The following is a 13,796-nucleotide window of genomic DNA, read 5'->3' on the forward strand; positions in this document are numbered from 1 at the left end:
GAGTATTTGATTTTCAATGCTAATGTCCTGATAATGATATAATGGTGAGTATTATTCTGGTTTATATATTGATGATACATCTCATATATATAGATTCCTCCCGCATAATAGGGTGAGGTTACTACCTGATTATAAGCTATGGTGATCTATTAATTTTCTATGGCTGCATTTGATCTTTGTTATTTTTGCCCTTCCTTCAAGCCGCTAGGGGGATTCCCCTATCAAGCCCTTGAAAGAGCGATTTGGAGTAATTTCATAATGCGAAACCAAAACATAGTGACAAACTTTTCTATTGTTTTCACAAGTATGACGGTTTGCATGGTTGCCCCCTTCAAGCACAGTGGATTTTTTTCTTGCACGATGGAATCTTTCATATATGAGACAACATAATTAATTTATAACAGATAATTCAATGTATTATCTAAAAAATGCAACGAAATAGCTATTAATGTGAACATATGAATTAAAAAAACAAACATCGCGTACAAATAAATTCAAACATAATTGTGCACACGACTTATAACATTTTTTAGATGAACAAATAATAATACACCCCATGTCTTTAAACAAAGAATGAAAATCATAAAATGAGCTCTAAGGATAATAGGAACTCTCCACAAAGAAGAGACAGAGATGAGGACTCCAAAGACTTCATCATCACTATCCTTCACCATTTTGTTAACATATTAATTTTATACAAGAATCTTTCCCTCGGAAGAAATAGCATTTGCAATAGCTTCTTCGCTTGCCTCATCGGGTAATAACATCTCATTATGAGCACATCCCGATGGGATCATAGGAAAACAGTTTTCTAAATGATAAACACGACAATCAAAAAGAACAGGCTTATCACAGTCAATCATCTGCTGAATTTTATCATCAAGTTCATCGGGTTTTGAACAATGAATTCCCACGGCTCCATAAGCTTGTGCCAATTTCACAAAGTCAGGCATAGATTCCGTATAAGAATGAGAAAGACGATTACCATGCAGCAATTGCTGCCACTGGCGAACCATCCCCATATACTGATTATTTAAAATGAAAATTTTTACAGGTGTGTCATGCTGAATAGCTGTTGCAAGCTCTTGAATATTCATCTGAATGGAGGCATCACCAGAAATACACACAACAAGCGCATCAGGATGTGCTATTTGAACACCGATAGCGGCCGGAAGACCATACCCCATCGTTCCAAGACCACCAGAAGTCATCCAATGTTTTGGTTCATCAAAATGATAATACTGTGCTGCCCACATCTGATGCTGTCCGACATCCGTTGTAATATAAGCATTCGCATCTTTGGTAAGAGTATAAAGTCGTTCAAGAGCATATTGCGGCATAATGACATCTTTTTTCTCCGCATATGCCAATGAATTACGAGCTTTCCAACGGTTAATTTGCGTCCACCACGCCTCACGGACTTCACTGTTAAACGCTGGTTGCTGTATTTTTAAGAGTTGCGTCATATCTCCTAAAACACAAGCCACATCACCAATAATTGGAACTTCTGCTTTTACAATTTTATTGATGGAAGAAGGATCGATATCAATATGAATAATACGCGCATGAGGTGCAAATGCATCAAGGCGCCCCGTGATACGATCATCAAATCGTGCTCCAACAGCTAACATGACATCACAATCATGCATGGCCATATTAGCCTCATAGGTTCCATGCATTCCAAGCATTCCAAGCCAATTTTTACCGGAAGCAGGATAAGCACCAAGTCCCATTAATGTTGAAGTAATCGGAAAATCCCCCAATTGAACCAAATTACGTAAAAGCTGTATAGCTTTCATCCCCGATGAAATAACACCACCACCAGAATAAATAATAGGGCGTTTTGCCTCAACTAAAAGAGAAACGGCAGATTCAATAGCCTTAGTATTCCCTTTCAACGAGGGAAAAGAATGTAAAGACTCCTGAACTTGAGGTGCTCTATAAAGTCCTGAAGCAAATTGAACATCCTTAGGAATATCAATCAAAACCGGCCCAGGACGACCTGATTGAGCAAGAGAAAAAGCTTCATGAATAATAGCCGCAAGATCATTGACATTTTTAACCAGCCAATTACGCTTCGTACAAGGCTTTGTAATTCCAACTGTATCAGCCTCTTGAAAAGCATTTGTTCCAATCACCGTTGTTGACACCTGCCCAGAAAAACAAATAAGAGGTATCGAATCCATAAGAGCATCTTGCAAAGGTGTCACAGCATTCGTTGCCCCTGGACCAGAAGTCACAAGCATAACCCCTACCTTCCCTGTGCTGCGTGCATAGCCTTCAGCCGCATGCCCTGCGGCTTGTTCATGGCGCACCAAAATATGCTGGAGTGTATCTTGGTGATAAAGAACATCAAAAATAGGCAAAACAGCCCCACCAGGATAACCAAAAATATGTTCAACGCCTTGATCTATAAGAGCCTGAACCACTATTTCAGCGCCCGACATTATTTTTCCATCTGCACTCTCTTGCTTTCTTTGATCATTTCTCATTTTTCCCACTCACCTACTTTATAGGACAATAAAAAAGCCCCTAACGGAGCCCATAAAAAAAGCCCCCAAAGGAGCCCATTACACAACACATACTGTATGATTACCCCCCATTATTCCAACGTATAAAATATATAAAAAATTCCTTGTAGACAGATTTCTAATTCCATTGATACCATTCGTCAATAAAAAATTATATTTTCTAAAAAATTTCTTTTTTACGAATTATCTTTTATCTTTCGAAAATTTCTTTGCAAGGCTCCAGCTCTTTTATCAAAAAGTAAGCATCCATTCTTCATCAAATTGATTACGAAACCATGTCATTTGTCTTTTTGCATATCTCCTCGTTTGTATTTTCACCGCTTCAAGAGCACTCTCAAAGCTTCTATATCCATCCAAATAAGCCATAAACTCAGGTATACCAATAGCCTTCATTGCTGGTAATGAAGGGGAAAGTTTAAGTTTTTTCATAGCCACCACTTCTTCTAAAGCTCCTCTTTCAATCATAGAATCCAAGCGTTTATGAATACGTTCATAAAGCAAAGGACGTGGTGGCATGAGAAGAATTTTTTCGGTCAAATTCGGCGCAATGAGAGGTGTTGTTTTTTGTTTCTGCCACCAACTGAGCGTCTTACCGGTTGCATCATAAACTTCCAAAGCACGGACAATACGCTGTCTATCATGCGAAGAAATTTTTTCAGCAACAACAGCATCAATCTGCAACAACTGGCGATAAAGACTTTCAGGTCCCTCTTTATCAAGCAGCAAACGCCACTTCTGCCGCACAACATCTGGAACATGAGGGACTTCCGAAATCCCCTCTAAAAGAGCACGAAAATAAAGTCCTGTTCCACCAACAAAAATAACTGATCTTAAAGAAAAAGTAGCCAATAGCTCCTCGACATCACACAACCATTGCCCTACTGAATAGTTCAAAGTAGGACTCACATGACCATAAAGATAATGGGGAACAATCGCGGTGTCAGCCTCCCCCGGCCGTGCCGTTAAAATATTTAAAACATCATAAACCTGCATTGAATCAGTATTAATAATGAGAGCATTCTTTTCTTGAGCCATTTGCAAGGCAAGTTCTGACTTCCCACTTGCCGTTGGCCCTGCTATCAATGTAATTGTTCTTTGTGCCATGAATAGCAATTTCTCCCAATCAATAACTTATTGCAACATACAGACACCCCCAAAGCCACTATCTTCTCTCCATTATCATAGAGTAAATACTTCAAACAAAAATACGAACACAAATTCCCCTTAAGACAAAGCCCCTTATGAAACTTATAAAAAAGAAAAAATAGACTTTAAGAACAACACCAAAGGAATTTCCAAGCATTTTTTGCTATCATAATTCAATAACAAACCACAGCTATAATAATTTTGTCCGTTTAGGCCATTAAAAACATACTCTTTGTCATCATTTATGAAAATAATACTGAGCTTAACCTATACAATCAAACAGCTTTATTTTTTCCTATAAAAACAGCATGCTACTCTGATTTATAATAGGAGATTCAGAAATTGTCTTCTTCACGCTCTTTTTTTATAACTATTTTTTCATCCATCACCAAGAAAGGTGTAAATATATATATAACTAATTTAGTCTAATATGATTTTTCTCTGAGAGAGCTTTTTTCAAACTGAAGTGAAAAAACGTTCTCTATAGCACACAAAATACAATCACAAAGTGCTAAAATTCTCACTAGATACAACATTATTTATAATAATAATTGACTTAAATACAAAACATAAATCTCTTATGCACTATTTTAAAGCCTAAGCTGTTGCAAGGTTGGAAATCTAGCAAATCTATGATGGTAGCAACTTGTACTTTTATTTAACGCAAAAATAGAGCTGCCCAATGAATTTTATATTGCACACCCCATGCTCTCTATCGTGAAATGAATTTGAGAAATATTGGACATCACATGCCTAGCTTGCAAAATATCCCATATACTAAGGCTGATAAAAAACAAAAAATAATTTTTAAGGATCAATCCATTAGGAGCGTTACGAACCGTAACTCTCCATCTGGACGCGCTACAATAAATAGAGCATTTTTGCGTCCAGCTTCACGTAATTTATGAATACGTTTTTTAGCCTCATCAATTGTTGTGATAGAACTCTGATTGATATCAACAATCACTTCACCAACGCGAATACGCTTTTTATCCGCTGCACTATTTTGTGCAACAGATGTCACCACTAGTCCTCGAAGTTTATCCGAAATTGAATAACGATGACGCAAATCCTCCGTCAGTTCAGATAACGTCATTCCCATAAATTGCATTGTCACGTTTTTCGACAGATCTTGATTTTTTTTATCACCAACTTCTTCTTCTGTATCTTCATTTGGATCTGTTTCAATCAAACGTCCAAGCTTAACTTTTACTGTTTCTTCTTGCCCATTCCGTAAAACAGTAACATCCACCACCTTTCCTTCTGAACTTTCTGCAACTAAACGCGGCAAATCACGTGCATGCTTAATTTTGGAATTACCAAAAGAAAGAATAACATCTCCAGTTTGTAACTGGCTATTATCTACATTATTTTCTTCCGTCTGTTCTATTTTACCAGCCACCAATGCTCCCACAGCATTGTCCAATTTTAAACTTTTTGCAATATCCTCTGTTACCGGCTGAATACGAATAGCCAACCAACCACGTCTTATTTCTCCAAAATCACGCAATTGATTAATAACAGAAAGAGCCATATCCGATGGAATAGCAAATCCAATACCGATAGATCCTCCCGAAGGTGAAACAATTGCTGTATTAATGCCAATGACTTCACCATTTCTATCAAATAACGGACCACCAGAATTGCCCCGATTAATTGCTGCATCTGTTTGAATAAAATTATCATAGGGACCAGCATTAAGATCACGGTTACGCGCAGAAATAATACCAACCGTCACACTGCCACCAAAACCATAAGGATTACCAATAGCCATAACCCAGTCACCAATACGTGCTTTTTCTGAGTCACCAAAACGCACAGCTTTTAATTTTTTACTTCCTGCATCGACTTGAAGCAACGCCAAATCAGTTTTGCTATCCTTTCCAAGAAGCTTTGCCTTTAGTTTTGTACCATCCGTAAAATTAACTTCAATATCATCAGCATCAACAATAACATGATAATTTGTAACAATAATCCCTTTTTGCGCATCAATCACAAAACCAGACCCTAAAGAACGCACCTTTTGAAATTGACTATCTTTTTGAGCATCCTTGGGTGTAAAAAAATCACTAAAATATTCCTCCAGCAATGAATCTTTTGGGATAACGGGTACCGAGGTATTTTCATCCTGTTCTGTTCCTTCAACAGTCTGTGCCGTGGAAATATTCACAACTGTTTCCAAAAGCTCAGAAGCTAAATCAGGAATAGAAAGCAATGCCTCGCTTGTCTCTGCTCCCCAAGACAAACCTGACCCTGATAGAAACAAAGTCACACAAAAAACAACTCTTGTGATAAAAAACTTTAAAAACGTATTTTTACTCACGACACTTCTATCCATGACATGCCTTTAATCAAAGATGCAAAGAGCCCCACTAAATTTATCTACATAAAACCAGCACGGCTCGATACTCTCTACCACTTTTACCATAAAAGAAAATGGTCACAGATCATTCTTTTCATGCAAAATCTCGTATCTGCAATCCATTATTTTATCTATTCTCTCCCGATTTTGGATCAGTTTTACTAATGCCAGTATTCATTGTCGGTAAGAATGCTTTATTTGCCTGCGGCGGATTACGAAAATAGAAAAAGAAATCCTCATTTGGAGAAATCACCATCGGTGTTTTCTCTAAATTCTTGTATTGTTCCATCGCCAACCAAAAATCGTAAAAAGACGGATTAGCCTCCCTCGCATTCAATAAAAGACGAATACTTTCAGCCTGACCTTCACCACGAGTAATTTCAGCATCACGCTTTGCCGCTGCTACAATTTCTTCATATTCACGATTAGCTTCTGCTACAATACGATCTCGCTCTTGTTGACCACGAGCACGGATATTTTCCGCAGCAGCTTCACGTTCAGCTGCCATTTGCCGATAGACATCTTCTGAAACAGCATCAGTCAAATCGGTTTTACGAATACGCACATCAACAATGGTAATACCCAACGAACCTGCATCTACAGAAAACTGCTTCTGTACTTCAGCCATCATCGCGCCTCGTTCATCCGATAAGGCTGCTTTAAATTCTCGCTTACCATAAACAGCACGCAAAGCGTCAATAAACCGTGGTGCAAGGTTTTCACGTGCCGCAATTTGTGGACGCCCAGAAGCAATGCGCTGTAAAAACAACTTAGGATCTGTAATACGGTAAATAAAGAACGCATCCACCTCATAATACGCACCACCACGAACCTGTACAGATTGTGTAGGAACATCGTAACGCAATAACCGATTATCAACAATGATCATCTTATCGATAAAGGGCGCCTTGAAATAGATTCCAGGATTAGATTCTACCTGAACAATTTGTCCAAAACGCTTAATTGCTACTTGTTGACGAGGATAGACGATAAATACGGACATCCATAAAATCATCAAAACAAACACTATAGCACTAAAAACAAACAAAAAGCGAGATTGCTGCATAATTAATCTCCTCCAGAAATACGAGAATCTAAGAGTAACGCAGGACGCGCTGATGTTGCCTTTACTTTTTCCGATGACTTGCTACGCAACAATTCGTTCAAAGGTAAATAAGGCACCGCTGGAGAATTTGCCTGATCAAGAACCAGCTTATTTGGTGAAGAAAGAATCCGCCCCATCGTCTCCATATAGAGACGATAGCGAGCAGCTTCTGGTGAAATCGCAGCCTCACGAGCTATCGCCTGAAAACGTTCAGCACGCCCTGTTGCCTCTTCAACCATTTGTGCCTTTTCACCTTTTGCGATTTCCCGTGTGCGTGAAGCTTCACCATTTGCTAAACCAATTTTCGTAAAACGCACACGATTCCCCTCTTCAATCATTCTTCCACGTTCCTGCTCCGCCTGCTGAACAGAATTAAACGCAGCAGCAACCTTTGTCGGAGGAGCAGCTTCACTGATAGACACACGGCTTATTTCAACACCAAGTTGATATTTATCTACAGTCAACTGAATAATCTTTCTGACGTCATTAGCAACTTCTTCTTTCTTGTCACGTAAAACATCATCAACCGGCCGCGAACCAATGACCTCACGCATTGCACTCTCAGCAACTTGGCGGACTGTTCCCTCTTGATCATTCACATTGAATAAAAACTGACTAGGGTATGAAATCCGATAGTAAACGGAAAAATTAACATTAACGATATTCTGATCACTTGAAAGCATTAAGCCATCACTTTGTTGCGCCTGACCAGGCTTACCACCAATCGCAATTGTTTTTTCCGTTAAAGGTACTTTCATATAGGTCTCAATTGGCCAAAAATGAAAATGCAACCCATCACCAATAATGCCTTCTTTAGGGATGCCAAAGCGCAACTCTACCGCTTGTTCATTTTGCTGAACAATATAAATTGACTGGTATAGCCAAAAAAACACAATAAGTAGAAGGAATAAAACAGAAAAACTGCTTCTCCCGAATTGTTTAAACTGATCCTGCCCTTTGCGCAAAATATCATTAAGATTAGGACCATTTTCGCCACCATTACCGCCACCAGAACCAAAGAGATTCTTAGCTGGTGTTTTTTTGTCACCACTGTTTTTATCGCCACTCCACGGGCCACCACCATTTTGATTTGTCCAGGGCATTATCACCTCTTTAACTGATTACCACTACTCGAACACCAACCATTTGCTTGATCTTATAGGGTGTCTCTTACCTCATTACAATACAACTGATAACCCCTTCCACTTCATATTACAAAAAATTATTTCCGCTCATAAACAACAAAACGTGTCGGATGACTATCTTTATCCCCTTTTGGAATATCTTGTGTTTGCACAATAGTCCACTTTTCTTTATCAAAAACAGGAAAAAAACTATCACCTTCTATAGAAGCTAAAACTTCTGTAAGAAATATTTTATCAGCCATATGCAACCCTTGTTGAAAAATTGCACCACCACCAATAATAAAAATTTCCTCTACATCATTTTGAGAAGCAACGCTTGTTGCAAGAGAACAAGCTTGCGATAAAGAGTGAGCAACAACAGCCCCCTCAGCACAAAAGGTACAATCACGCGTAATGACGATATTTGTACGCCCTGATAAAGGTCTCCCGATAGAATCCCAAGTTTTTCTTCCCATAATAATGGGCTTACGCAACGTCAAAGCTTTAAAGCGTTGCAAATCCGTCGATAAATGCCACGGCATTGCACCTTCACGACCGATAACACCATTTTCTGCAACAGCAGCAATTAAACAAATGGAAATCGTCATATTGCTACCGGCGCTTTAATATGAGGTTGTGCTTCATAATTAAACAACTCAAAATCCTCAAATTGAAAAGAAAAAAGATCTGTTACCGCTGGATTTATGCGCATACATGGCAAAGCATTTGGTATACGAGACAATTGATATTTTGCCTGTTCAAAATGATTAGAATAAAGATGAGCATCTCCCAGAGTATGAATAAAATCGCCTACTTTAAGACCGCTTACTTGCGCAATCATCATCGTTAGCAATGCGTAGGATGCAATATTGAATGGAATACCTAAGAAAATATCCGCCGAACGCTGATAAAGTTGACAAGATAATTTACCCTCCGCAATGTAAAATTGAAAAAGACAATGACACGGAGGTAACGCCATTTCCTCTATTAATGCAGGATTCCAAGCTGATACAATCAAGCGACGAGAATCTGGCGTTTCCTTAATCATCGTTAAAAGATTGTTAATTTGATCAATATGGCGTCCATCAGGAGCAGGCCAAGAACGCCACTGATAACCATAAACAGGACCAAGATTTCCCTTTTCATCAGCCCATTCGTCCCAAATCGATACACCATGCTCTTTCAACCAAGCGATATTTGTATCGCCTTTAAGAAACCACAAAAGCTCATAAATAATTGAACGTAAGTGTAGCTTCTTTGTTGTCAACAACGGAAATCCTGCTTGTAAATCAAAGCGCATCTGATACCCAAAGATAGATCGCGTGCCAACACCCGTTCGATCTGTCCGATCAATACCCTGATTTAAAACATGAGATAAAAGAGCAAGATATGACTTCATAGGGCTATTATGTCCGATTCTTCTCATTATAGAAAATAAAAACTGTAAAATCCGTACAAACATAATTCAAATCTTTTTCCAAAAACATCTTACACAAGAAATTATCATGATCTGACTAAATTTTTGATGCAAAAGATAAAATACTATAGACAGCTTCTAAGAAAATGACATAAATGAACAAAGATGGATAAACATCAAATAAAGGGATCGACTATGGAAAAACAAGAAGCTTTAAAACCACATGATACAAGAAAACGTATCTGGGCTATCGTGTCCAGTGCATCAGGTAATCTAGTAGAATGGTATGACTTTTATGTTTATTCCTTTACATCCATTTACTTTGCATCACAATTCTTTCCCTCAGATGGCAATGTCGTTACGCAACTTTTAAAAGCGGCTGGTGTCTTTGCTATTGGTTTTCTTATGCGCCCAATCGGCGGATGGCTTTTTGGCTTCATTGCCGATCGTTACGGACGCAAACGCTCAATGCTTATCTCTGTTTTTATGATGTGTGGTGGTTCGTTCTTAATCGCCCTACTTCCTACCTATGAAACCATTGGAGTGGCAGCAGGAATTCTTTTACTTTTACTCAGAATGCTTCAGGGGCTTTCTGTCGGTGGTGAATATGGTACAACAGCAACTTATATGAGCGAAATCGCCCTCAAAAATCGCCGCGGATTTTTTAGCTCTTTCCAATATACCACACTGATTGGTGGTCAACTTCTAGCCAGTCTCGTTATATTCATTTTAGCGCTTTATCTCACCGAAGATCAGCTAAAAGCGTGGGGCTGGCGTATTCCATTTGCTATTGGTGGATGCGGCGCAATTGTTGCGATTTATCTACGCCGCACACTCCATGAGACAACGACCAAAGAAAGTCGTTCTAGTGCACAAGCTGGTAGTATTAGGGGACTTCTGAGCAACCACCGAAAAGCTTTTTTTCTAGTTATCGGCTTTACCGCTGGAGGATCGCTCACATTTTACACCTATACGACTTACATGCAGAAATATCTGATCACAACCACCGGCTTTGATAAACATACAGCCACAACTATAATGACTGCTGCACTCTTTGTTTTCATGTTACTCCAACCCCTCTTTGGTTCTCTCGCAGATAAAATTGGAACAAGAACTTCTCTCCTTATTTGGAGTGTCTTATCTATTATCTTTACCATTCCTGGACTTAATATGATTGGTAATACTGATAGTACATGGATTGCTTTATCAGTCATTACTGGAATGCTCTGCATTATGAGCTTTTATACATCTATCTCTGGCATTGTAAAATCAGAAATGTTTCCCGCTTCAGTACGAGCGATAGGAGTTGGGCTCTCTTATGCTATTGCCAACGCACTGTTTGGCGGTTCTGCTGAATATGTCGCGCTTGGATTAAAAGATCTTGGATATGAATCTGTCTTCTATTTTTATATAACCGGCATGATGATTATTGCATTCATTGCTGTTCTCTTAATGCCAGATGCTCGCAAAAAAGGGTATTTACAAGGAGACGATATTCATTAACCTTTAATGTTAACAAACAAGGGTTTCAATAAAAAAGCAAAGCCCAGTATTCTGGGCTTTTTTATATTCTTTCCAATAGAAGTTTAAAGCTCACAGTTTTTTATCCCTTCAAACACTCCTAAAGAAGCAATGTTCCCTCCTACACACGCCGCTTATAAAAACAAATGGCTTCATATTATTATGTAATAAATACTTCTTTTGCTGAATTTAATTCACTGAAGATAAAAAACTTTTGATTTATTTTAATATTCCCATTCCCACTCAACGTTGAAGAAAAGTGATTATCTTTCAAGAAATTTTATCAATAATAAAGATTACACTCATGATTTTGTTTAATACGTTCTTAATAGTACCCCCCTCATGCAAAACAAATCCTTTCATGAAAAATAGAAAATACCATTATATTATGAATTCGCACACTTTTTTGAGAAACATTTCTCAATGCACCCAACTCCATTTCACAACGACACCCGTGAATGACATAACGTAAAAGCCCCGTAAAGTATAAACATGGGCATCACTCTCTTTACACTTAATAAAAGTGCAAGCCGCTATCATTATACTATTGAGGAACTCTTAATATTGTACTCCCCCTTAACACTTAAGATCATTCCTAAAAAGTATTTTAACTGATACACCAACCTCGCATGCAATAGTCAATAACATCATTTTACGAAACAACATCAAGCATATAAACTAAAGAGTATCATATCTTCATAAGCACTCTGCATATGCAAATAATTCACAATCAAACAAAAAATAATATTTCCTTAAGGATAGTAAAAAGCGCATAATTTACGCAATATAACAACACCATAAGCCCAAAACAGCACTGATAGCTCTAGAAAAAATCTTTATGTTTCCCTGAAAAATTATCATGGTACAATGGCGTTTTTATAATGCACATCGTAAATAGCTTTAAAAAGAAGAAAAGTTATAAATCTAAAAGGGGAATACTTCATGAATAATCAAACAACTTTAGACCCACATGATACAAGGAAACGTATTTTTGCTATCATGTCCAGCGCATCAGGAAATCTGGTAGAATGGTACGACTTCTATGCTTACTCCTTTGCATCGGTTTATTTTGCCTCACAATTTTTTCCTGAAGATGAAGATATCGTTACACAACTGTTAAAAACAGCAGGAATCTTTTTTATTGGCTTTCTTATGCGTCCAATTGGAGCATGGCTCTTTGGATTCATTGCGGATCGTTATGGACGTAAACGCTCAATGCTTATTTCTGTTTTTATGATGTGTGGTGGCTCTTTTCTCATTGCCATACTTCCCACTTATAAAACCTTGGGAATAGCAGCAGCATTCCTTCTCCTTTTTGTCCGTATGTTTCAAGGACTTTCCGTTGGAGGTGAATATGGTACAGCAGCAACTTATATGAGCGAAGTTGCACCCAAAAATCGTCGCGGGCTCTTTGCTTCTTTTCAATATGCAACAACGATCTCAGGTCAACTTCTCGCAAGTTTTATAATATTTATTTTAGCCCTTTACCTTACTGAAGATCAGTTAAAAGCGTGGGGATGGCGTATTCCTTTTGTGATTGGTGGCTTTGGAGCAATCGTTGCAATTTATCTGCGTAGTTTGCTCCATGAAACAACAACCCACAAAAGCCGCTCTGAAAAACATGCTGGTAGTCTTCGAGAACTTTTTCGCAATCATAAAAAAGCTTTCTTTTTGGTTGTTGGCTTTACAGCTGGTGGATCACTCACATTTTATACATACACTACTTATATGCAAAAATATCTGATCACCACCACCGGCTTTGATAAACAAACCGCAACAACGATAATGACTGCCGCCCTCTTTATTTTTGTGCTACTCCAACCCCTTTTTGGTTCCCTAGCCGATAAAATTGGAGCAAGAGCTTCACTCATTAGTTGGGGGCTATTATCCATTATCTGCACTATCCCTGTACTTAAAATGATCGGTAATGCCCATAATCCATGGACAGCACTCTTAATTATTATTGGAATACTCTGTGTTATGAGTTTTTATACGTCCATTGCTGGTATCATAAAAGCAGAATTGTTCCCTGCTTCAATCCGAGCAATTGGTGTTGGATTTGCTTTTGCCATTGGCAACGCACTCTTTGGCGGTTCTGCCGAATATGTAGCGCTTGGATTAAAAAATATGGGATACGAATCTGTTTTCTTTTTTTACATAGTTGGTATGATGGTCATTGCACTCATCTCTATTCTTCTTATGCCCGATATAGATAAAGGAGGATATCTCGATAAAGACGATAGACTTCATTAAACTTATTTTCTGGATCAAAAAAAGCCCAAGAAATTGGGCTTTTTTTTTATCTCCTCTCCATCCTAACAAAGAACGAAAATTCTGCCCCGCATTCGTCTTACAAACAACTCAGTTTCTCTTAAATTGTCTATAGTTACTGCCCTCTTTATGTAATTTACTTGATAAGATTCTATAGGCAAGCCCTACCCTAAATATTTATCATGATATCTGAAAAATACCTCATACGGAAAACCTTATCTGAGCCTTACCTCCCCCTCCTAAATAATGATGTGTGGTGATACAACAAGATAAGCAAGGACACAAAAATCCCCTTTTACATTATTTAAGCTTTATGAAA

Annotated in this window: 9 protein-coding genes; 2 read left to right on the forward strand and 7 right to left on the reverse strand. The window is 38.2% G+C overall.

Annotation, left to right across the window (positions count from 1 at the left end; all coding sequences use genetic code 11):
* Positions 1-692: 692 nt before the first annotated feature.
* The 7 genes from ACFILN_RS02230 to ACFILN_RS02260 form a co-directional block, all read right to left on the reverse strand.
* Complete coding sequence (locus ACFILN_RS02230) at positions 693-2,492, reverse strand: acetolactate synthase 3 large subunit (protein WP_375670771.1); 1,800 nt, start codon at positions 2,490-2,492, stop codon at positions 693-695.
* Positions 2,493-2,762: 270 nt separating this feature from the next.
* On the reverse strand, positions 2,763-3,635 hold the full coding sequence (gene miaA / locus ACFILN_RS02235; RefSeq protein WP_273790753.1) for a tRNA (adenosine(37)-N6)-dimethylallyltransferase MiaA: 873 nt from the start codon (positions 3,633-3,635) through the stop codon (positions 2,763-2,765).
* A gap of 856 nt (positions 3,636-4,491) precedes the next feature.
* On the reverse strand, positions 4,492-6,015 hold the full coding sequence (locus ACFILN_RS02240; RefSeq protein WP_375670773.1) for a Do family serine endopeptidase: 1,524 nt from the start codon (positions 6,013-6,015) through the stop codon (positions 4,492-4,494).
* A 151-nt stretch (positions 6,016-6,166) separates the two neighbouring features.
* Positions 6,167-7,105 carry a protease modulator HflC gene (gene hflC, locus ACFILN_RS02245; protein WP_273790755.1) on the reverse strand — a complete coding sequence of 313 codons (939 nt, stop codon included), beginning with the start codon at positions 7,103-7,105 and terminating at the stop codon, positions 6,167-6,169.
* A 2-nt stretch (positions 7,106-7,107) separates the two neighbouring features.
* Positions 7,108-8,247 carry an FtsH protease activity modulator HflK gene (gene hflK / locus ACFILN_RS02250; protein WP_273790756.1) on the reverse strand — a complete coding sequence of 380 codons (1,140 nt, stop codon included), beginning with the start codon at positions 8,245-8,247 and terminating at the stop codon, positions 7,108-7,110.
* Between the two features lie 119 nt (positions 8,248-8,366).
* The gene (locus ACFILN_RS02255; RefSeq protein ID WP_273790757.1) at positions 8,367-8,876 is read right to left on the reverse strand and encodes a dihydrofolate reductase; all 510 of its coding nucleotides are present in this window, start codon (positions 8,874-8,876) and stop codon (positions 8,367-8,369) included.
* The gene (locus tag ACFILN_RS02260) at positions 8,873-9,667 is read right to left on the reverse strand and encodes a thymidylate synthase (RefSeq protein ID WP_375663622.1); all 795 of its coding nucleotides are present in this window, start codon (positions 9,665-9,667) and stop codon (positions 8,873-8,875) included. The genes ACFILN_RS02255 and ACFILN_RS02260 overlap by 4 nt, the downstream gene beginning before the upstream one ends.
* A 213-nt stretch (positions 9,668-9,880) precedes the next feature.
* On the opposite strand from ACFILN_RS02260, the gene ACFILN_RS02265 reads away from it, so the two are divergent.
* A complete protein-coding gene (locus ACFILN_RS02265; RefSeq protein WP_375643461.1) occupies positions 9,881-11,188 on the forward strand; it encodes an MFS family transporter in 1,308 nt (435 codons plus the stop codon).
* Between the two features lie 960 nt (positions 11,189-12,148).
* Complete coding sequence (locus ACFILN_RS02270) at positions 12,149-13,459, forward strand: MFS family transporter (RefSeq protein ID WP_375658197.1); 1,311 nt, start codon at positions 12,149-12,151, stop codon at positions 13,457-13,459.
* The last annotated feature ends 337 nt before the right edge of the window (positions 13,460-13,796 follow it).

The organism is Bartonella sp. CL434QHHD (assembly GCF_042195145.1).
Lineage (GTDB): Bacteria > Pseudomonadota > Alphaproteobacteria > Rhizobiales > Rhizobiaceae > Bartonella.